This is a genomic window from Streptomyces sp. NPDC001880 (assembly GCF_053594575.1).
The window spans coordinates 235,482-255,288 of the sequence record NZ_JBSFET010000001.1 but is presented as its reverse complement, the minus strand read 5'-3'; the positions used below and the strand labels follow the sequence as shown (position 1 = coordinate 255,288).

At 72.9% G+C, this 19,807-nt stretch carries 18 protein-coding genes and 2 pseudogenes; 12 read left to right on the top strand and 8 right to left on the bottom strand.

Features of this window, described 5'->3' with window-relative positions:
- Positions 1-4: 4 nt before the first annotated feature.
- Positions 5-832, top strand: a pseudogene (locus ACWCQ6_RS01195) (MFS transporter); the annotation flags it as partial.
- Positions 833-849: 17 nt separating this feature from the next.
- Here the strand turns inward: ACWCQ6_RS01195 and ACWCQ6_RS01190 are convergent.
- A complete protein-coding gene (locus ACWCQ6_RS01190; RefSeq protein ID WP_451084673.1) occupies positions 850-1,482 on the bottom strand; it encodes a TIGR03085 family metal-binding protein in 633 nt (210 codons plus the stop codon).
- An 84-nt stretch (positions 1,483-1,566) separates the two neighbouring features.
- On the opposite strand from ACWCQ6_RS01190, the gene hisI reads away from it, so the two are divergent.
- The 10 genes from hisI to lgt all read left to right on the top strand — a co-directional run bounded on the left by hisI (position 1,567) and on the right by lgt (position 10,661).
- The gene (hisI, locus tag ACWCQ6_RS01185) at positions 1,567-1,950 is read left to right on the top strand and encodes a phosphoribosyl-AMP cyclohydrolase (RefSeq protein ID WP_451084672.1); all 384 of its coding nucleotides are present in this window, start codon (positions 1,567-1,569) and stop codon (positions 1,948-1,950) included.
- 11 nt (positions 1,951-1,961) lie between these two features.
- Positions 1,962-3,455, top strand: a complete 1,494-nt coding sequence (locus ACWCQ6_RS01180; RefSeq protein WP_451084671.1) for an anthranilate synthase component I — start codon at positions 1,962-1,964, stop codon at positions 3,453-3,455.
- Between the two features lie 14 nt (positions 3,456-3,469).
- Entirely contained in the window at positions 3,470-4,123 is a 654-nt protein-coding gene (locus ACWCQ6_RS01175; RefSeq protein WP_451084670.1) for a TIGR02234 family membrane protein, read from the top strand.
- Positions 4,124-4,407: 284 nt separating this feature from the next.
- The gene (locus ACWCQ6_RS01170) at positions 4,408-4,656 is read left to right on the top strand and encodes an HGxxPAAW family protein (RefSeq protein WP_451084669.1); all 249 of its coding nucleotides are present in this window, start codon (positions 4,408-4,410) and stop codon (positions 4,654-4,656) included.
- 79 nt (positions 4,657-4,735) lie between these two features.
- Positions 4,736-5,191 (top strand): DUF2752 domain-containing protein, encoded by a 456-nt coding sequence (locus tag ACWCQ6_RS01165; RefSeq protein WP_451084668.1) that lies wholly within the window; start codon positions 4,736-4,738, stop codon positions 5,189-5,191.
- Between the two features lie 114 nt (positions 5,192-5,305).
- Complete coding sequence (gene trpC / locus ACWCQ6_RS01160) at positions 5,306-6,115, top strand: indole-3-glycerol phosphate synthase TrpC (protein ID WP_451084667.1); 810 nt, start codon at positions 5,306-5,308, stop codon at positions 6,113-6,115.
- Between the two features lie 414 nt (positions 6,116-6,529).
- A complete protein-coding gene (gene trpB / locus ACWCQ6_RS01155) occupies positions 6,530-7,810 on the top strand; it encodes a tryptophan synthase subunit beta (protein WP_451084666.1) in 1,281 nt (426 codons plus the stop codon).
- A complete protein-coding gene (trpA, locus tag ACWCQ6_RS01150) occupies positions 7,807-8,619 on the top strand; it encodes a tryptophan synthase subunit alpha (protein ID WP_451084665.1) in 813 nt (270 codons plus the stop codon). Before trpB ends, trpA begins: the two co-directional genes overlap by 4 nt.
- Before the next feature lie 74 nt (positions 8,620-8,693).
- The gene (locus tag ACWCQ6_RS01145; RefSeq protein WP_451084664.1) at positions 8,694-9,518 is read left to right on the top strand and encodes a DsbA family protein; all 825 of its coding nucleotides are present in this window, start codon (positions 8,694-8,696) and stop codon (positions 9,516-9,518) included.
- 129 nt (positions 9,519-9,647) lie between these two features.
- On the top strand, positions 9,648-10,661 hold the full coding sequence (gene lgt / locus ACWCQ6_RS01140) for a prolipoprotein diacylglyceryl transferase (protein WP_451084663.1): 1,014 nt from the start codon (positions 9,648-9,650) through the stop codon (positions 10,659-10,661).
- Positions 10,662-10,719: 58 nt separating this feature from the next.
- On the opposite strand, the gene ACWCQ6_RS01135 is transcribed toward lgt, so the two are convergent.
- The 7 genes and pseudogenes from ACWCQ6_RS01135 to ACWCQ6_RS01105 form a co-directional block, all read right to left on the bottom strand.
- Entirely contained in the window at positions 10,720-11,526 is an 807-nt protein-coding gene (locus ACWCQ6_RS01135) for an HpcH/HpaI aldolase/citrate lyase family protein (protein WP_451084662.1), read from the bottom strand.
- Positions 11,523-12,722: a CaiB/BaiF CoA transferase family protein gene (locus tag ACWCQ6_RS01130; protein WP_451084661.1), complete on the bottom strand. Its 1,200-nt coding sequence runs from the start codon at positions 12,720-12,722 to the stop codon at positions 11,523-11,525. The genes ACWCQ6_RS01135 and ACWCQ6_RS01130 overlap by 4 nt, the downstream gene beginning before the upstream one ends.
- Positions 12,719-13,603 (bottom strand): ribokinase, encoded by an 885-nt coding sequence (gene rbsK, locus ACWCQ6_RS01125; RefSeq protein WP_451084660.1) that lies wholly within the window; start codon positions 13,601-13,603, stop codon positions 12,719-12,721. Before rbsK ends, ACWCQ6_RS01130 begins: the two co-directional genes overlap by 4 nt.
- Entirely contained in the window at positions 13,600-14,973 is a 1,374-nt protein-coding gene (locus tag ACWCQ6_RS01120; protein ID WP_451084659.1) for an ADP-ribosylglycohydrolase family protein, read from the bottom strand. Before ACWCQ6_RS01120 ends, rbsK begins: the two co-directional genes overlap by 4 nt.
- A complete protein-coding gene (locus ACWCQ6_RS01115; RefSeq protein ID WP_451084658.1) occupies positions 14,970-16,157 on the bottom strand; it encodes an ADP-ribosylglycohydrolase family protein in 1,188 nt (395 codons plus the stop codon). The genes ACWCQ6_RS01120 and ACWCQ6_RS01115 overlap by 4 nt, the downstream gene beginning before the upstream one ends.
- Positions 16,099-17,478 (bottom strand): ADP-ribosylglycohydrolase family protein, encoded by a 1,380-nt coding sequence (locus tag ACWCQ6_RS01110; RefSeq protein WP_451084738.1) that lies wholly within the window; start codon positions 17,476-17,478, stop codon positions 16,099-16,101. The genes ACWCQ6_RS01115 and ACWCQ6_RS01110 overlap by 59 nt, the downstream gene beginning before the upstream one ends.
- 5 nt (positions 17,479-17,483) lie before the next feature.
- Positions 17,484-18,534: pseudogene (locus tag ACWCQ6_RS01105) on the bottom strand (ADP-ribosylglycohydrolase family protein); the annotation flags it as partial.
- Positions 18,535-18,814: 280 nt separating this feature from the next.
- Here ACWCQ6_RS01105 and ACWCQ6_RS01100 point away from each other — a divergent pair.
- Positions 18,815-19,549: a VIT1/CCC1 transporter family protein gene (locus ACWCQ6_RS01100; RefSeq protein WP_451084657.1), complete on the top strand. Its 735-nt coding sequence runs from the start codon at positions 18,815-18,817 to the stop codon at positions 19,547-19,549.
- Positions 19,550-19,807: the final 258 nt, after the last annotated feature.

The window sequence follows — 19,807 nt, the reverse complement described above, 5'->3', positions numbered from 1 at the left end:
TGTCCCCCGGATTACCGCCGCCGGTGAGCTGGCCCGCGTCCAGGGGATGCGCGGGCTCGCCACCCGGGCCGCCAATGTCGTCGGAGCCCCGCTCGGCGGCGTCGCGGTGGCCCTCGGCGGACCGGCGCTCGCCTTCGCCGCGGCCGGGGTGCTCTTCGCCGTGTCGCTGCCGCTGCTGCTGTCCCTGCGGATCCGCCCGCTGCCCGGCCAGAAGGGCGCCGAACCGTCCGGCACCGCCTGGCACGACCTGGCCGACGGGCTGCGCCGCCACCTGCTGCTCGGGCCGCTGATGCTCGTCGTCGCCGTCAGCGAGCCGGGCTTCGTCGGGCCGCTCAACCTCGGACTGGTCCTGCTCGCCCGGGAGCGTGACTGGGGCGCGTCCGGCATGGGCTGGATCATCGCCGCCTTCGGCATCGGCGCCGGCGCGTCGGCGCTGCTGCTCGCCGTGCGCGGCCGGGTGCCGCGCGCCGGGCTGGTGATGTGCCTGACGGTGCTGAGCGGCGCGGTCGCCATCGGAGCCCTGGCGTACCTGCCCTCGATGGCCCTCGCCGCCGCCGCGGCGGTCTGCGTCGGGCTCTTCGCCGGCCTCGGCGGCTCCCTGTGCGGGGCACTGATCCAGACCGTCACCGAACCCGCCTACCTCGGCCGGGTCACCTCGGTCTCGACGCTCTTCACCCACGCGATCGCCCCGCTCGGCTACCCGGTCACGGGAGCCGCCGTCGCGGTCTGGGGGACCGGCCCGGTCTTCGTCGCCAGCGCCTCGGTGTGCGCCTCGGGGGCGGTGACGGGACTGGCCATCGCCGGGCTGCGCCGCGCGGAACTCCCGCGCTGAACCCGCCCCCGTACGCCCTACATCCCCAGCTCCGCCGTGTGCAGCCGGTCCACCGCCTCCTTGTCGCCCTCGAGCGTCACCGTCGCCGAGTCCTGCCGCCCGAACGCGAAGAGCAGCAGCTCGCCCGGCTCGCCGGTGACCGTCACCACCGGGGTGCCCTTGTGCGCCACCGCCGTCTGGCCGTCCGGGCGGCGCAGCACCAGCCCCACCGGGGACCTGCGGCCCAGCAGCCGGGCCGTCTTCTCGGCGCGCGACCACAGCAGATCGGCGAAGACCGGGTCCAGCTCGCGCCGCGACCAGTCCGGCTGCGCCCGGCGGACGTCCTCCGCATGGATGTAGAACTCGACGGTGTTGGCGGCCTCGTCGACCTGCTTCACGGCGTAGGGGGAGAACCTCGGCGGCCCCGTACGGATCAGCTGGATCAGCTCCTCGTACGGCTTCGCGGCGAACTCGGCCTGCACCCGTTCGAGCCGGTTCTTCAGCGCGCCCAGCAGGATCCCGCCCGCCGCGTCCGGCCGGCGCTCGCGGACCACCACATGGGCGGCCAGGTCCCGGGTCGTCCAACCATGGCACAGGGTCGGTGCCTGAGGCCCCGCCGCCTCCAACAGGTCGGCGAGCAGAAGTCGTTCGCGCTTCGCATGGGTCGACATGGTCGCCAGCGTACGACCGCCGCACCCGGTCCGCCCAGTGGACGCCGCACCGGAACGGCCCCGCGGCCACGGCACAATGGGCGCATGACCAGCGCGCCCACGCCCAGCACTCCGCCGCCGTCCGGCAACCTCGACCCGGCCATCGCGGCCCGCCTCAAGCGCGGTGCCGACGGACTCATGCCGGCCATCGCCCAGCAGTACGACACCGGCGAGGTGCTGATGCTCGGCTGGATGGACGACGAGGCCCTGCACCGCACCCTCACCACCGGCCGCTGCACCTACTGGTCCCGCAGTCGCCAGGAGTACTGGGTCAAGGGCGACACCTCGGGCCACATCCAGCGGGTCAAGTCCGTCGCCCTCGACTGCGACGCCGACACCGTCCTCGTCAAGGTCGACCAGACGGGTGCCGCCTGCCACACCGGCGACCGCACCTGCTTCGACGCCGATGTCCTCCCACTCGCGCAGTAGGGTCAGCCGCCATGGATCTCGATACGTTCCGCAAGCTGGCCGTCGACCGCCGCGTCATCCCCGTCAGCCGCCGGCTCCTCGCGGACGGCGACACCCCGGTCGGCCTCTACCGCAAGCTCGCAGGTGAGCGCACCGGCACCTTCCTCCTGGAATCCGCAGAGAACGGGCGCACCTGGTCGCGCTACTCCTTCATCGGGGTACGCAGCGCCGCCACCCTCACCGCACGCGACGGACGCGCCCACTGGCTGGGCGACCCGCCCGTCGGCGTCCCCGTCGACGGCGACCCCCTGGAGGCCCTGCGCGCCACCATCGAGACCCTGCACACCCCGCACGACCTGGTCGTCGACGACGGACTGCCCCCGTTCACCGGCGGCATGGTCGGCTACCTCGGCTACGACGTCGTCCGCCGCCTGGAGAAGATCGGCGACAGCGTCGAGGACGACCTGCACGTACCCGAGCTGACCATGCTGCTCACCTCGGACCTGGCCGTGCTGGACCACTGGGACGGCAGTGTCCTGCTGATCGCCAACGCGATCAACCACAACGACCTCTCGACCGGCGTCGACGAGGCGTACGCGGACGCCGTCGCCCGCCTCGACGCCATGGAACGCGACCTCTCACGCCCCGTCGAGAACGCCCCCGCCACCCTCCCCCCGTCCGAACTGCCGCCGTACACCGCGCTGTGGGGCGGCACGGCGTACCAGGACGCCGTCGAGGACGTGAAGGAGCGCATCAGGGCCGGTGAGGCCTTCCAGGTCGTCCCCTCCCAGCGCTTCGAAACCCCGTGCACGGCAAGCGCGCTGGACGTCTACCGGGTACTGCGCGCCACCAACCCCTCGCCGTACATGTACCTCTTCCGCTTCGACGGCTTCGACGTCGCCGGCTCCAGCCCGGAGGCCCTCGTCAAGGTCGAGGACGGACGCGCCATGGTCCACCCGATCGCCGGGACCAGGCACCGCGGCGCCACCCCGCAGGAGGACCAGGCGCTCGCCGACGAACTCCTCGCCGACCCGAAGGAACGCGCCGAGCACCTGATGCTGGTCGACCTCGGCCGCAACGACCTGGGGCGGGTCTGCGCACCCGGCACCGTCGAGGTGGTCGACTTCATGTCGATCGAGCGGTACTCGCACGTGATGCACATCGTCTCCACCGTCACCGGCCGCGTCGCCGAGGGCCGCACCGCCTTCGACGTCCTCACCGCCTGCTTCCCCGCGGGCACCCTCTCCGGCGCCCCCAAGCCCCGCGCGATGCAGATCATCGAGGAGCTGGAACCGACCCGCCGCGGACTGTACGGAGGCTGCGTCGGCTATCTCGACTTCGCCGGGGACTCCGACACCGCCATCGCCATCCGCACCGCCCTGCTCCGCGACGGCACGGCGTACGTCCAGGCCGGGGCGGGCGTCGTCGCCGACTCCGACCCGGTCGCCGAGGACACCGAATGCCGCAACAAGGCCGCGGCGGTGCTCCGCGCGGTGCATACGGCCAACCGGCTCCACGGCGCCTGAAGCGGTAGGGGATAGTGGAGTACGTGACTGCTGTCCCCGTACCCCAGCCCCGCGCCCAGGCCGTCGCCGCGCCCGACGCCCCGGGAAGCCGTCGCAGCCTGGCCGCCAGTCTGCTCCTCGGGGCGGTCGGCGCCACCGTCGTGCTGCTCGCCTCCGGCCAGACCTGGGCCGAGGGCGAGGCGTCCGCCGTCGGCGGCGTGCTGCCCCTGACCGCCGACGGCCAGGACGTCACCGGCCTCCCGGCGGCCCTCGCCATAGTCGGCCTGGCCGCCCTCGTCGCCGTCTTCGCGGTCCGCGGCACCGGCCGGCTGGTCGTCGCCGGGCTCCTCGCCCTCAGTGGCCTCGGCGCCGGCCTGAGCGCCTGCCTCGGCGCCTCCGACAGCACGGCGCTCGACGAGAAGGCCGCCCAGTCCACCGGCGACGCCTCGGCGACCGTCGGCGCGCTCGTTCACACCGGGTGGCCCTACGTCACTGCGGCAGGCGGCCTGCTGATCCTGCTCGCCGGGCTGCTCGCCCTGCGCTACGGGAAGCGCTGGCCCACCATGTCGGGACGGTACGAACGGGACGGCACCCCCCGCCCCCGCAATGCCGCCCGCACCGCCCCGGACCCGGACCGGCCCGAGGACCTCTGGAAGGCCCTGGACCGCGGTGAGGACCCGACGCGCTAAGGCATCGGCCGGGATCAGGGAGCGGCGTCCGGTGCGTGCTGCTGCGAGTTGCCGAAGCGGCCTCTTGGCGGAGCTACTAGGCTGATTCGGCAACGCAGATGTGCGTGCCGGGCGTCGCGAGCCCGGCCGATGCCTCCAGCGCCCTATCGGGGTGTGACCCCCAGCTCACGTCCTACCCGCACGTACGGGACAATGAAGCTGAGCTTTCAGCACAGCGGCACCAACAGCGGCACCAGCTTTGCGTACAGCGATACCAACAGCGCATCACCAACAAGGAGCAACTCATGGCGGGCAGCAGCCACGGACACACCCCGGCCGCCTGGACCGGTGTCATCATCTCCTTCATCGGCTTCTGCGTCGCAGGCCTCTTCATGGTCGCGGCCAACCCCGTCGGCTTCTGGGCCGGAATCGCCGTCGTCTTCCTCGGCGGGATCGTCGGCCTCGCGATGAAGGCCGCTGGTCTCGGTATGCCGAAGGAATCCGCGGAGATGGCCCAGGCACGGGCCCGCGCTGCACAGGCCCAGGTCTCCTGACGCCACGCGGCACCCGTACGAATGCGAGGCGCAGCCCGGCCGGGCTGCGCCTTTCCGCGTCAGCGGGGACAATCAGCGGGTGGACGCATCGCCTACCCCCGTCGCCCCGCCGGTCTTCCCCCCGGCCCCCGTACCCGCCTCGCGCATCCGGCGGCTGGCCACGCCGGTCGGCGTCATGGCCGTCGTCGTCGGCGCGTTCGGCTACGTCGGTGCCGTCGATCCCAACGAGCCCGGCCACTACCCGCTCTGCCCGCTGCTGAGGTTCACCGGGCTCTACTGTCCGGGCTGCGGCGGACTGCGCAGCGCCCACGCCGTCGCGCACGGCGACATCGCCGCCGCCCTCGGCTCCAACGCGCTCGCCGTCGCCGGCTACGGGGCCCTCGCCGTGCTGTGGGCCGTCTGGATGGTCCGCGCAGTCCGGGGCAGGCCCATGAGTCTCGCCGCGAAACCCGTTGTCTGGTGGGGAATCGGGGCCGTGCTGCTGGTCTTCTCGGTCGTCCGGAATCTACCGATCGGTTCGTTTCTGGCACCTTGAATGCCCAGGTAGTGGGACATTCACCCGCCGGATTCGGGCCCTTCGCCCTCCTGCGGATAGCATTGACATGGCTGATCCTGTTCCCTCATCACCTCCAGGAAGGGGGCCGCTCGCGTGAGTGTGCTCGACGAGATCATCGACGGCGTACGCGCCGACCTCGCAGAGCGGCAGGCGCGCGTCAGCCTCGACGAGCTGAAGAAGCGCGCCGCGCGCGCTCCCGGAGCCAAGGACGGAGCCGCCGCCCTGCGCGGCGAGGGCGTCACCGTCATCTGCGAGGTCAAGCGTTCCAGCCCCTCCAAGGGTGCCCTGGCCGCGATCGCAGACCCGGCCGCGCTCGCCGCGGACTACGAGGCGGGCGGCGCGTCCGTCATCTCGGTCCTCACCGAGGAGCGCCGCTTCGGCGGCTCGCTCGCCGACCTGGAGGCCGTCCGCGCCAAGGTCGACATCCCGGTCCTGCGCAAGGACTTCATCGTCACCTCGTACCAGCTCTGGGAGGCCCGCGCCTACGGTGCCGACCTCGCCCTGCTGATCGTCGCCGCCCTCGACCAGGAGGCCCTGGTCTCCCTGATCGAGCGCGCCGAGTCCATCGGACTGACGCCGCTGGTCGAGGTGCACGACGAGGAGGAGGCCGAGCGCGCCGTGGACGCCGGGGCGAAGGTCATCGGTGTCAACGCGCGCAACCTGAAGGACCTCAAGGTCGACCGGTCCACCTTCGAGCGCGTCGCCCCCGAGATCCCGGCCCACATCGTCAAGGTCGCCGAGTCCGGCGTCCGGGGCCCGCACGACCTGATCGCGTATGCCAACGCGGGCGCCGACGCGGTGCTCGTGGGCGAGTCGCTGGTCACCGGCCGCGACCCGCGGGCCGCCGTCGCCGACCTGGTCGCCGCCGGCGCCCACCCGGCGCTCCGGCACGGACGGAGCTGACCCGGCCCGTGTCCGCCGACCGTCCCGCGTCCCGTCTCCGACGGGGCCTGTGCTCCACCGGAGCCACGGCCCGGGTTCCGTACGCGCCGCCGGCGCGCGGCTGCCTCCCGCCCGACGCCCGCCACCACCCTCAGGCGAGGCGCTGCGCGCCGCCCTTCTGGCATCGCGGCTGCCGCGCCCCGGCGCGCCGCGTGCACGGCCGGCGGGTGCGGTACGTGATCGGCGACGAGCCCGGCCAGGTCAACGGCATGCGATGGCGCACGGGGAACGCGCTGTAGCGAGCCCCGGCCGACGTACCGCACCACTCCCTTCGTACGTACGACCGCACCGCCCGACCGATCAACGGTCGCGGTGGCGCTCCGCTCACGGCGCATACGGTGAATCCACCCATTGCGATGTCGAGGAGCACGTCGGATGTCATCTGACTTCTTCATCCCGGACCCGGAGGGTCTGATCCCCAGCGCCGAGGGGTACTTCGGTGCGTTCGGCGGCAAGTTCATCCCGGAGGCGCTCGTCGCCGCCGTGGACGAGGTCGCCGTCGAGTACGACAAGGCCAAGGCCGACCCGGCCTTCGCCGCCGAGCTCAACGAGCTCATGGTCAACTACACCGGCCGGCCCAGCGCCCTGACCGAGGTCCCGCGCTTCGCGGAGCACGCGGGCGGCGCCCGGATCTTCCTCAAGCGCGAGGACCTCAACCACACCGGCTCACACAAGATCAACAACGTGCTGGGCCAGGCGCTGCTGACCAAACGCATGGGCAAGACCCGGGTCATCGCCGAGACCGGCGCCGGCCAGCACGGCGTCGCCACCGCGACCGCCTGCGCGCTCTTCGGCCTCGAATGCACCATTTACATGGGTGAGATCGACACCGAGCGGCAGGCGCTGAACGTGGCGCGGATGCGGATGCTCGGCGCCGAGGTCATCGCCGTGAAGTCCGGCTCCAGGACCCTGAAGGACGCGATCAACGAGGCGTTCCGCGACTGGGTCGCCAATGTGGACCGCACGCACTACCTCTTCGGCACCGTCGCGGGACCGCACCCCTTCCCGGCCATGGTCCGCGACTTCCACCGGGTCATCGGTGTCGAGGCCCGCCGCCAGATCCTGGAGCGGACCGGCCGGCTGCCGGACGCCGCCATCGCCTGCGTCGGCGGCGGCTCCAACGCCATCGGGCTCTTCCACGCCTTCATCCCGGACGCGCACGTACGGCTGATCGGCTGCGAGCCCGCCGGACACGGCGTGGAGACCGGCGAGCACGCGGCGACCCTGACCGCGGGCGAGCCCGGCATCCTGCACGGCTCGCGCAGCTACGTCCTCCAGGACGACGAGGGCCAGATCACCGAGCCGTACTCCATCTCGGCCGGTCTCGACTACCCGGGCATCGGCCCGGAACACGCGTACCTCAAGGACATCGGCCGCGGTGAATACCGCGCGGTCACCGACGACGCCGCCATGCAGTCGCTGCGACTCCTCTCCCGTACCGAAGGGATCATTCCGGCCATCGAGAGCGCCCACGCGCTGGCCGGAGCCCTGGAGGTCGGGAAGGAGCTCGGCAAGGACGGACTGCTCGTGGTCAATCTGTCCGGCCGCGGCGACAAGGACATGGACACGGCAGCCCGCTACTTCGGGCTGTACGACGCGACCGACGGGGTCGTCGAGCCCGATGTGGCCGATGGGGAAGAGGAGATCACCAAGTGAGCGGCAATGTGGAGCTGTTGAGTTCCTCCCTCGCACAGGCGAAGGCGGAGAACAGGGCCGCACTCATCGCGTACCTCCCGGCCGGCTTCCCGACCGTAGACGGCGCGATCGAGGCCGTGAAGGCGGTCGTGGCGGGCGGCGCCGACATCGTCGAGGTGGGGCTGCCGCACAGCGACCCGGTGCTCGACGGACCGGTCATCCAGACCGCCGACGACATCGCCCTGCGCGGCGGTGTGAAGATCGCCGATGTCATGCGCACGGTCCGTGAGGCGTACGAGGCGACCGGTGTCCCGATCCTCGTCATGACGTACTGGAACCCGATCGACCGGTACGGCGTCGAGCGCTTCACCGCGGAGCTCGCCGAGGCGGGCGGCGCCGGGTGCATCCTGCCCGACCTGCCGGTCCAGGAGTCCGCGCTGTGGCGCGAGCACGCCGACAAGCACGGTCTCGCGACCGTCTTCGTCGTCGCGCCCAGCAGCAAGGACGCGCGCCTCGCCACCATCACCGCGGCCGGCTCCGGCTTCGTCTACGCGGCCTCGCTGATGGGTGTCACCGGCACCCGCGAGTCGGTCGGCGACCAGGCCCAGGACCTGGTCCGGCGCACCCGCGCCACGACGGCCCTGCCGGTCTGCGTCGGCCTCGGCGTCTCCAACGCCCGGCAGGCCGCCGAGGTGGCGGGCTTCGCGGACGGCGTGATCGTCGGCTCCGCCTTCGTCAAGGCGATGCTGGACGCCCCCGGCGAGGCGGCCGGCCTGGCCGCCGTCCGCTCCCTGGCGGGCGAGCTCGCCGAAGGCGTTCGAAAGCGCTGAATCGGGTGTAACCCAAACGGGTGGACCTGGACCGGGGAGGCACGCGTGTGCCTCCCCGGTTCGTTGCTGCGGGTGTGAGCGAGAAGAACGAACAGGGAAAAAGGGCCGCGCGAGACCGGCTCGTCCAGCAGCGTGAGCGCCAGAAGGCGAGCGAGCGCCGCAGGCGCACGCTGATCGTCGCCAGTGCGGTGGTGGGTGTGCTGGGGCTGGCCGCCGTCGTCGGCGTGATCGCCGCGAATTCGGGCGGCAAGAGCGACAAGAGCGAGGCGGGCCCCCTCGTCGCACCGTCCGGCGCGACCGGGAAGGACAGCCTGGCCATCCAGGCCGGCGCGGACAACGCCCCGTCCACGCTCACCATCTGGGAGGACTTCCGCTGCCCGGTCTGCGCCCAGCTCGAGAACGCGTTCCGCGACACGTTCCACCAGCTGGAGAGCAGCGGGCAGATCAAGATCGAGTACCACCTCGCCACGCTCATCGACGGCAATCTCGGCGGCAGCGGCTCGCTGCGCGCGGCCAACGCCGCGGCCTGTGCCCAGGACGCCGGCAAGTTCTCCGCCTACCACGACGTGCTCTACCGCAACCAGCCGCAGGAGACCGACGACGCCTTCGGTGACAACGCCAAGCTGATCGAGCTCTCGGGGAAGGTCCCGGGGCTCGACACCCCCGGATTCCGCAGCTGCGTGGAGGACGGCACGCACGACAGCTGGGTCAAGAAGTCCAACACGGCGTTCCAGAACGGCGGATTCCAGGGCACACCGACCGTGCTGCTCAACGGCGAGCCGATCTTCCCGAAGAAGGGGAACGAGCCGATCACCGAGGCGAACCTCAAGAAGTGGGTGGCCGAGGCCAACAAGGGCAAGAAGCCGGGCACGGTCACCCCCGCCCCGTCCGGGTCCTGACCGGTACCCGCGCGCCGATTCCGGCAGGGGGCGCGCGGAGCCAGGCAGGGGAAATGACCTGCCCGTTACCCACACGTTGCCGGGTGGGTTGCCGTACGCCCCACCCGGCAAGGTAGCGTCGACCCTGCCATGGACCTTGCCTTCATTCCCAGCCCGTCGACCGGCGTGATCTATCTCGGCCCGATCCCGCTCCGCGGCTACGCCTTCTGCATCATCATCGGTGTCTTCCTCGCCGTCTGGCTCGGCAACAAGCGCTGGGTCGCCCGGGGCGGCAGACCCGGCACCGTTGCCGACATCGCCGTCTGGGCCGTGCCCTTCGGCCTCGTCGGCGGCCGGCTCTATCACGTCATCACCGACTACCAGCTGTACTTCGGCGAGGGCCAGAACTGGGTCGACGCCTTCAAGATCTGGGAGGGCGGCCTCGGTATCTGGGGCGCGATCGCGCTCGGCGCCGTGGGTGCCTGGATCGGCTGCCGCCGCCGCGGGATCCCGCTGCCGGCCCTGGCCGACGCGCTCGCTCCCGGCATCGTCCTGGCCCAGGCCTGCGGCCGCTGGGGCAACTGGTTCAACCAGGAGCTGTACGGCAAGCCGACCGATCTGCCGTGGGGGCTGGAGATCAGTGAAGGCCCCAACCGGGTCGCCGGTACGTACCACCCGACGTTCCTGTACGAGTCGCTGTGGTGCATCGGCGTCGCCGTGCTGGTGATCTGGGCGGACCGCCGCTTCAAGCTCGGACACGGCAGGGCGTTCGCGCTGTACGTCGCCGCGTACTGCTCGGGGCGGGCCTGGATCGAGTACATGCGGGTCGACGAGGCCCACCACATCCTGGGGCTGCGCCTGAATGTGTGGACCGCGCTGATCGTGTTCGTGCTGGCGGTGACGTACATGGTGATCTCGGCGAAGGTACGGCCGGGGCGCGAGGAAGTCGTGGAGCCGGGCGCCGCCGAGGAAGCGGCGGAGGCAGCGGAGGCGGCGAAGGCCGGTGACACCGACGGCGTCGAGGACGCCGAGGGTTCCAAGAGCTCCAAGGCTGCCGGGGGTGACGCGGACAGGGCCCCGGAGGCCGACGGCGACGCCGGGCCCGCGGCCGCCGCCAAGACCCTGGAGAAGAGCGACACCGCGGAGGCGGCCAAGAACGGCTGAGCCGTGTGAACCCGTGCGCGGGCCCCGGACCGACCCGGTCCGGGGCCCGCGCACTTGTTCACGCATCGGCCAGCGCCAACGTCCTGCGGGCCGAGGCCACCACCGCCGCATCGACGAACCGGCCGTCCGGCAGGGCCAGCGCGCCCTCCTCCGTCACGGCCGCCGCCACGATCTCCTGTGCCGCCGCGATCTCCTTCGGCGTCGGGCGGAACGCCCGCTCGATCACCGGGAGCTGGCGGGGATGGATCGCCGCCCGGCCCAGGAAGCCCAGCGCACGGCCGTGTGCGCAGGACATCCACAGGCCGTCCAGGTCCCGGACGTCCGGGAACACCGACTGGGCGGGCGGGGCCAGTCCGGCCGCGCGGGCGGCGACCACCACCCGGCTGCGCGACCAGTCGAGCCCGGCGTCCTCCCGTACCCCCAGGTCGGCCCGGAGGTCCGCCTCGCCGAGGGCGATGGAGCGCACCTGGGGATGGGCGGCTGCGACCGAGTACGCGTGCTCGATGCCGAGCGCCGACTCCAGCAGCGGACAGAGCGCGACGCCCGGCGCCACGGCCGCGATGTGATGGACGGACGCCGCATGCGTGATCTTGGGCAGCCGCAGTTCGGCGAGGCCCGGCAGCCCGGCCAGAGCGAGGATGTCCGCCTCGGTGTGGACCCGGACATGGATCGGCACGGCTCCGTCCCCGGCCGCTTCGGACAGCAGCTCGGCGGTGGCCGACCGCGCGTACTCCTTGCGGTCCGGCGCCACCGCGTCCTCCAGATCCACGATCACCACGTCCGCGCCCGATTCCCGCGCCTTGCGCACCACCTCCGGCCGGTCCCCGGGGACGTACAGCCAGGTGAGCGGGACCGCAGCCGTCACAGCACCTCCTGGGCCCGCAGCGCGGCGATCTCCGGGGCCGACAGGCCCAGCCCGGTCAGGATCTCCTCGGTGTCCGCGCCGTGCGGCCGGCCCGCCCAGCGGATCGCGCCCGGCGTCGCCGAGAGCCGGAAGAGCACGTTCTGCATCCTCAGCGGACCCAGCTCCGGATCGTCGACCTCGGTGACGGAGTCCAGCGCCCGGTACTGCGGGTCCTCCATCACGTCCTGGATGTCGTGGATCGGTGCGATGGCCGCCTCCGCCTTCTCGAAGGCCGAGACCGCCTCGTCCCGGGTGTGCCGGGCGATCCAGTTGCCGACCGCCTCGTCGAGTTCGTCGGCGTGTTCGGCGCGGGTGGTGCCGGAGGTGAACCAGGGCTTGTCGATCAGCTCGGCCCGGCCGACCAGGTGCATCACCCGTTCCGCGATCGACTGCGCGGAGGTGGAGACCGCCACCCAGCGCCCGTCCGAGGTGCGGTAGGTGTTGCGCGGGGCGTTGTTGCGGGAGCGGTTGCCGGTGCGCGGCTGTACGTAGCCGAGCTGGTCGTACCAGATGGGCTGCGGGCCGAGCACGGTCAGGATCGGCTCGATGATCGCCATGTCGACGATCTGCCCCTGACCGGTGCGCTCGCGCCCGGCGAGCGCGGCCATCACGGCATACGCGGTGGCCAGCGCGGCGATCGAGTCGGCGAGCCCGAACGGCGGCAGCGTGGGCGGCCCGTCCGGCTCCCCGGTGATCGCGGCGAACCCGCTCATCGCCTCGGCCAGGGTGCCGAAGCCGGGGCGGTTCGCGTACGGGCCGAACTGTCCGAAACCGGTGACCCTGACCAGGACCAGCCGCGGGTTGACCGCGTGCAGCTCCGGCCAGCCCAGCCCCCAGCGCTCCAGCGTCCCCGGCCGGAAGTTCTCGATGATCACATCGGTCTCGGCGGCGAGCCGGAGCAGGACGTCACGGCCGCCGGGGGTGGACAGGTCGAGGGCCAGATTGCGCTTGTTGCGGCCGAGCAGCTTCCACCACAGGCCGACGCCGTCCTTCGTGGGACCGTGCCCGCGCGAGGGGTCGGGCCTGCGCGGATGCTCGACCTTGATCACCTCGGCGCCGAAGTCGCCGAGCAGGGTGGCGGAGAGCGGACCGGCGAAGAGCGTGGCGAGGTCGACGACCCGCAGCCCGGTCAGGGGGGCCTGCGCGGGCGCGGTCATGCGGCGTCGATCTCGGTGCGGTACGGCATGGAGGTCGAGGCGCCCGGCCGCTGAACGCAGAGCGCGGCGGCCGACGAAGCCCAGGCCAGCGACTCCGGTACGGGCCGTCGCTCGCCGAGCGCGACGGCGAGCGTGCCGACGAAGGTGTCGCCCGCCCCCGTGGTGTCGACGGCGGTGACCTCGGGGGCCGGGAAGACGACGGGCTCCCCGCCCCGGGCCGCGTACAGGCAGCCCTTCGCGCCGAGCGTGACGATCACCGCGGGGACCTGGCTGAGCAGATGGCGCGCCGCCGCATGGGGATCGGCGAAGCCGGTCAGCGCGGCCGCCTCGTGCTCATTGGGGATCAACAGATCGACACAGTCCAGGAGTTCGGTGGGCAAGGGCTGCACGGGGGAGGGGGTGAGGATGGTCCGTACGCCCTGGGCGTGCGCCACCCGTGCGCCCTCGATCACCGCGGACAGCGGCAGCTCCAGCTGGAGCAGCAGCAGATCGGCGCCCGCGACGGCGGCCATCTCGCCGGGGCCGAGGGCGGTGACGGTGCCGTTGGCGCCGGGGATCACCACGATGGAGTTGGCGCCCGTGTCGTCGACGACGATGTGCGCGGTGCCGCTGGGGCCCTCGGCGGTGTGCAGCAGATCGGTGTCGACGCCCGCATGCTCCAGACCGGCCCGGAGCTGCGAGCCGTAGACGTCGTCGCCCACCGCGCCGATCATCGTCACATCGCCGCCCGCGCGGGCGGCGGCGACGGCCTGGTTGGCGCCCTTGCCGCCGGGGACGGTGCGGAATTCCCGCCCGGTGACGGTCTCTCCGGGCTCCGGAGCCCGTGCGACGTATGCGACGAGGTCCATATTGGTGCTGCCGAGCACCGCGATGCGGGTCATGGGCACAACGCCTCCTTCTGGGTGAGTCGGTGGGTCTGTTCTGCCAGTTCGTCGAAGCCGATGGAGTCGAAGCCGGGGACGGACGAGGCGAGACGGTTCTTCAGCGGGGTGGTCCAGCGGCCGGGCAGCAGGGAAGGGGCCCCGGCCAGCAGCCCGGTGAGCGAACCGGCGGTCGCGCCGTTGGAGTCGGTGTCCCAGCCGCCCGACACCGTGCGGCAGATGGAGAGCGAGAAGTCGCCGTCGGCATGGGTGAGGGCGGCGGCGAGCAGTGCGGCGTTGGGCAGCACATGGACCCAGTGGTACCTGCCGTACTCGGCGTGCAGCCGGTCGGCCACCGCGTCGAAACCGGCGCCGCTCCGGGCCGCCTCGACACCGAAGAGCACCGCGTGGGCGAACCGCGAACGCGGCGGTACGACCCGCAGCCCGGCGGCGAGGCACCCGTGCACATCCCTCTCGCCCCCGGCCGCCTCGGCGAGCGCCGCTGCGGTGAACATCGCCCCGTACACCCCGTTGGCGGTGTGGCTGAGCGCGGCGTCCCGGTGCGCCTGCTCGGCGGCGGCCGACGGGTCGCCCGGATGGGTCCAGCCGTGCACATCGGCCCGGATCTGCGCGCCGATCCATTCCCGGAAGGGGTTGCGGTAGCGGGCGGTGCACGGGGGTTCGATGCCGTCCAGCAGGTTGCGGTACGCGACCCGCTCGGCGGTGAAGGTCCGGCCGGCCGGCAGTTCGTCGAGCCAGAGCCTCGCGAGATCTCCGGTGCTGAAGGACGGGCCGTACCGCTGGAGCAACAGCACAGTGAGCAAGGGGTAGTTGAGGTCGTCGTCCTCGGGCATGCCGTCGATGTTCTCGGCCAGCGAGTTGGGTGCGGAGCGGCGGTTCCAGGGGTAGGTGGCGGCCAGTGCGGCGGGCAGGTTCTCGGCGGTGAACCAGGTGGCGAGCGGCCAGTTGCCGGTGGCGCGGGCCAGGGCGCGGATGCCGTCCAGCGGCAGCTTCTCGACGGGCTTGCCGAGCAGGCAGCCGGCCGCCCGGCCCAGCCAGGCGGCGTGCAGCCGGTCCCGGCTCACCGGCGGCGCGTGGGGGCGGGGCGCCGGCCAGTCCGGGCAGGCGGCCCGGATCGCGGCGAACTCCGTCGGCTCGTCGATCGCCAACGGCGACTCCAGCAGAGCCAGTTCGTCGAGCAGCCGCTCGGCCAGCGCACGCAGCTCCGGCGCCGGAGGGGTGGAGGCGCCCGCGCGCTCCGGGGCGGGGGCGCCGCCCGCTTCGTACCACCGGCGCGCGACGGCTCGTGCGTCCCGACCGTCCTCGGCCGCCTGCCGCAACTCGTGCCCGACGAGGTCCTCGGGCTGCACCCATGTCACCCGTACGGTCATGGCGTACCCGCCAGCGCGGTGAACGCCGATTCGTGCGCGCGGCGCCGGGCCGTGTCCCGTACGAACACCTCGCGGGCGACGTCCGCCAGGGTCCGTGCGGGTGTGCGCAGATCGAGACGGCTGGCCTCGGCGACCGTTTTCACCCAGGTGGCGGGGATCGCCCGTTCGCCGTGGAGCGCGCCCGCGACGGCGCCGCTCATCGTGGCGATCGAGTCGCAGTCCCGGCCGTAGTTGACCGAGCCGAGGACCGTGTGCCGGTAGTCGCCGTCCGCGACGAGCAGCATCCCGAGCGCGATCGGCAGCTCCTCGATGGCATGCAGCCGTGACGGCCGGCGGGCACCGAGGGACGGCTCGCGGTAGTCGGGTCCGACCGTGTCGAAGGGGGCGACCGCGGCACGCAGCGGGGTCAGCGCCGACTCGAAGTCGCTGTGTCCACAGGCCACTTCGCACACCGCCTCGATCGCGGAGCGGGTGCCGTCCTTGGCGAGCGCCAGACAGGTGTCGACGACGCTCGTCGGGGTCGCGCCCGGGACGCAGGCGGCGGCGACGGCCGCCGCGAAGACCCCGGCTGCCTCCCTGCCGTAGCTCGACTGGTGGGCACCGGCGACATCCAGCGCCTCGGCGTAAGCGGCCTCCGGGTGGGCGGCGTTGACCAGGCCGACCGGGGCCATGTACATCGCCGCACCGCAGTTGACGATGTTCCCGTTGCCCGCCTCGCGCGGATCGACATGGCCGTAGTGCAGCCGGGCGACGATCCACTTCTCGGCGAGGAAGATCCGCTGGAGCGGCAGCGCCTCGGCCTCCAGCTCCGGGATCCAGCGGGGGCCCGAGATCAGCTCGGGCACGAGATGCCCGGCGACCGCGTAGGCGTCGAGATGGTCGCGCACGGCGCCGTACACCCGCACCAGCGCGTGGGTCATCAAGGTGTCGTCGGTGACGTGTCCGTCGCCCTTGTGGTACGGGGCGATGGGGCGCGCGGTGCGCCAGTTCTCGCCGTCCCACGGGCCCACGATGCCGTCGATCCGCCCGCCGTGGCGGGCCACGATCTGCTCGGGGGACCGGCCCTCCACCGGACCGCCGAGCGCGTCGCCGACCGCGGAGCCGACGAGTGCGCCCGTGATCCGTTCATCGAGTGTGAGTGTCGTGGGTCCGGCCTCGGGCCGTAGGGGCATCGTGGATGTCATGTCCGAATTGTCCACCCAGGGGCTTCGGTTCCGTGTCTGCCAGCAGCCCGGCGAGTTCGACGAGGTCGGTCCCCGCGAGCCGGGGCAGCGCACAGCCCGCGAGGGTGCGGCAGGCCTCGCGCCAGCCGTCCGGGACAGCGCCGATTCCGCCGAGCGCACCGGTCAGCGCGCCGGCCAGGGCGGGCGCGGAGTCGGCCACCCGGGACAGGCAGGCAGCCGCGGGAACGGCCTGGGCGATCCGGCCGCGGGCGGCGGTGGCCAGGGCGAGGGCGACCGGGACGGTCTCGGCGGCGGCGATCCCGTAGCTGTAGACATGGTCGACGATCTGATGCTCCAGCACCGGCACCAGGGCGAAGGCGCCCGTCGCCTCCCCGACGAAGTCGCGGGCGATCCGGACGGCGTGGGCGGCGTTGCGCGCGATCTCGGTGCCGTCGGGGAGCTGTGCGAGCGCGGCGTTCACCGCGGTGTCCACGTCCGCGCCGCCGAGCGCCTCGGCGATCGCCGCCGCCATCGCGCGGGCCCCGTGCACCCCGTCGCCGTCCTGGGTGTAGCGCGCGTCGAACTCGGCGAGGTCGGCGGCGGCGGCCGGGTCCGCGGGGTGGGCGACGGCGAGCACGGCGGCCCGTACGCAGGCCGCGTCGTCGAAATAGTGCGGGTTGTCGTGGCCGGTGGCGGGCGGGCGCAGCCCGGCGGCGAGATTGCCGAGCCCGGCCCGTACCGAGATCCGGGCGCGCAGCGGGAGCACCGCGGATTCGACCTCGGGGGCACGGGCGGCGGCCGCGGCGACCTCGGCCGCCAGGGCGTTCCAGGCGACGTCGACGGCGGCCCGCACCCGGCGTTGGGGGGAGAGCCCGTGCAGCGGACCGGCCGCCGATGCGAGCACGGTCCCGGCGGCGAAGGCCGCCCATTCGGCGTCGTCGGAGGGCCCCAGCCGCAGCGGCTCGGGCGGCTGGTTGAGTGCGATGGGCACGGGCAGCGTGGTCGTGGCGTTCTGCTCGGCAAAGGTGTCGAGCTCCCGGGTGAGCCGCCGGGTCCACTCGGGCATCCGGGCCGCCCGGTGCCGTGCGGCGGGCCACCCGGCGGCGTCCCCGGCGGCGAGCCCGAGCAACAGCCCCTCGATCCGGGCCCGGTGCCCGGCGGCGGAGCGGGTACGGGGGCGGGCGGCCGGGGACGCGGGGGTGCGGGGGGTGCCGGCGTCCGAGGGCCGCGCCTGCCGCGCTCCCGCGTCCGTACGTGAACGGTGCCGGGCCGGGGCCTCGTCGTCGGTGCGGCCGCCGCCGCGCGGCGTGGCGTTCTTGTGCGTTCCGCCCGCCGCGTACACCCCGCCCGCGTCGTCGGCCTCGTCCGGGGTGAGCAACTCCGCGACGTCCAGCACGTGATGGCCCCGCATGGCCGGCAGACAGCTGCCCCGGACCGGGCCGATCGCGTCCCCCCACTGCGGCGGGATCGCCGACTCCCCGTTCAGGGCACCGGCCAGGGCACCCGCCACCGCGGCCGTGGTGTCCGCGTCGCGGCCCATGTTGACCGCCGTCAGCACCGCCGTACGGAAGTCGCCGCGCGCCGCCGCGAACGCCCCGAAGGCCAGGCCCACCGCCTCGGGCGCCAGGTCCGTCCACGGGTAGCCGCCGATCACCACCGCGGAGCGCACCGCGCGTTCCATGGTGAGCCGGTCGGGGTGGGCGCGCTGCGCCGCGGCCACCGCGCGCCGCAGCGAACGCGCCGTCCAGGAGTCCATGGGGACGACCGACAGCGCGGCGGCGATCACCGCCGCGACCCCGGCACCCGTCATCGCGGCGGCCACCCCGGCCGCCACCGCCTGGCCGCCGTAGATGCCCTCCCCGTCATGGCTGACCCGCCCGTCCACCGCGACCAGCCGCGCCGCCTCGTCCGGCCGGCCGGCCGCGAAGACCCCGAACGGCGCCGCTCTCATCGCCAGGCCGTCGCTCCAGGCGTGCCGGTGCTGGGCGGAGATCGGGGCGGCGAGACCCCGGCGCAGATTCTCCAGCGTCCCCCGTTCGCTGAACCCGGCACCGCGGAACTGCACCTCGTCGAGATCGGCGATCCACAGATGCCAGGCCCGCTCCACATGCGTGACGGTCAGCGCGGAGCCGTGCCGGGCGAGCAGCAGCCCGGAGAAGATCGCGTACTCCGTGTCGTCCGTGCCCGCGGGGTCGTCGCTCACGAAGCCCTCGATCCGGCCCCAGCGGCGGCGGATCTCCGACGGCCGCAGATTCTCCGCCGGTGCGCCCAGCGCGTCCCCGACCGCGAGACCGAGCAAGCAGCCGCGGGCCCGGCCGGCGAGGTCTCCCCGGGGCACCTCGGGCCGGCCGGTGCCGCCCGTCCGCGGCTCCGCCGGATCTCCTGTGATCAACTCCATCGCGTCGACCCTTCGCTCGCGCCGAGCCAGTTCTCGTACCCCCTCGTTCGATCTGTGCCACGCGGAGCCCGTTCGGAGGCCGACCATCACAACAAAAGGGCCAGTCGGATGAAGAGCCGGATGCGGCGGGGCAGGCCGTACCCGGGCCTCCCGGCAGCTGCTCACGGAGGGTGGTAAGTACGGCCTGCCTTGCTGGCGGGGGCCGTTTTTCGTGCGTACTTTCGATGGTGTCGAGCGGGGTCGGGGCGAGCGGATTCCGCCGCCGGAGAAGGGGAGAGCTGTGTCCATCATCGAGACCGACGCCGTACTGCACGAAGCACACCGTGACAACCACACCCACCGTGATGTGAACGGCGGCTGGCTGCGTCCGGCGGTGTTCGGTGCCATGGACGGGCTGGTCTCCAACCTCGCGCTGATGACCGGCGTCGCGGGCGGCTCGGTCTCCCAGCAGACGATCGTGATCACCGGTCTGGCGGGCCTGGCCGCCGGTGCGTTCTCCATGGCGGCCGGCGAATACACCTCAGTGGCCTCGCAGCGCGAACTCGTCGAGGCCGAACTCGATGTCGAGCGGCGTGAGTTGCGCAAGCACCCCAAGGACGAGGAGCGGGAGCTCGCCGAGCTCTACGAGTCCCGCGGTGTGGAGTCCGGGCTCGCCCGCGAGGTCGCTCGGCAGCTGTCGCGCGACCCGGAGCAGGCCCTGGAGATACACGCCCGCGAGGAGCTGGGCATCGATCCGGGCGATCTGCCCTCGCCGCTCGTCGCCGCGATGTCGTCGTTCGGCGCCTTCGCGCTGGGCGCCCTGCTGCCCGTGCTGCCGTATCTGCTCGGGGCGAGCGCCCTGTGGCCGGCCGTGCTGCTCGCGCTGCTCGGGCTGTTCGCCTGCGGCGCGGTGGTGGCCAGGGTGACGGCCCGCAGCTGGCTGTACAGCGGACTGCGTCAGCTGGCGCTCGGCGGGGCCGCGGCGGCCATCACCTACGGTCTGGGCACGCTGTTCGGTGTGGCCGTCGGGGGCTGATCCCTCGAAGGTCCGGGCACCCATTCCGGCAGGCGGGCGTGGGTGCCCGTAACGCGTCCGCCATCCGTGTGATGTACGTCTTGGTGACTGACTCTGGGCGGAGCGGCTCCCGCGGGCATAAAATGAGTCCTTATGCAGGGCTGCACATAAGTAGCCACTATCCGGCGGTTTCATTTCCTTCACCGCCGGGCAATCCGTAGACACCGCGGGCAACGACGCCTGCTCTCTGCGGTCCCCCAGGGCGCCGATCCTCCGAAT

Bases quoted from the DNA above. Each gene is read 5' to 3' on its own strand.
- ACWCQ6_RS01190 (WP_451084673.1), bottom strand. From the start codon at position 1,482: ATGTCGACCCATGCGAAGCGCGAACGACTTCTGCTCGCCGACCTGTTG.
- ACWCQ6_RS01180 (WP_451084671.1), top strand. From the start codon at position 1,962: ATGGATCTCGATACGTTCCGCAAGCTGGCCGTCGACCGCCGCGTCATC.
- ACWCQ6_RS01170 (WP_451084669.1), top strand. From the start codon at position 4,408: ATGGCGGGCAGCAGCCACGGACACACCCCGGCCGCCTGGACCGGTGTC.
- lgt (WP_451084663.1), top strand. From the start codon at position 9,648: ATGGACCTTGCCTTCATTCCCAGCCCGTCGACCGGCGTGATCTATCTC.
- rbsK (WP_451084660.1), bottom strand. From the start codon at position 13,603: ATGACCCGCATCGCGGTGCTCGGCAGCACCAATATGGACCTCGTCGCA.
- ACWCQ6_RS01115 (WP_451084658.1), bottom strand. From the start codon at position 16,157: ATGACATCCACGATGCCCCTACGGCCCGAGGCCGGACCCACGACACTC.
- hisI (WP_451084672.1), top strand. From the start codon at position 1,567: ATGACCAGCGCGCCCACGCCCAGCACTCCGCCGCCGTCCGGCAACCTC.
- ACWCQ6_RS01120 (WP_451084659.1), bottom strand. From the start codon at position 14,973: ATGACCGTACGGGTGACATGGGTGCAGCCCGAGGACCTCGTCGGGCAC.
- ACWCQ6_RS01130 (WP_451084661.1), bottom strand. From the start codon at position 12,722: ATGACCGCGCCCGCGCAGGCCCCCCTGACCGGGCTGCGGGTCGTCGAC.
- trpB (WP_451084666.1), top strand. From the start codon at position 6,530: ATGTCATCTGACTTCTTCATCCCGGACCCGGAGGGTCTGATCCCCAGC.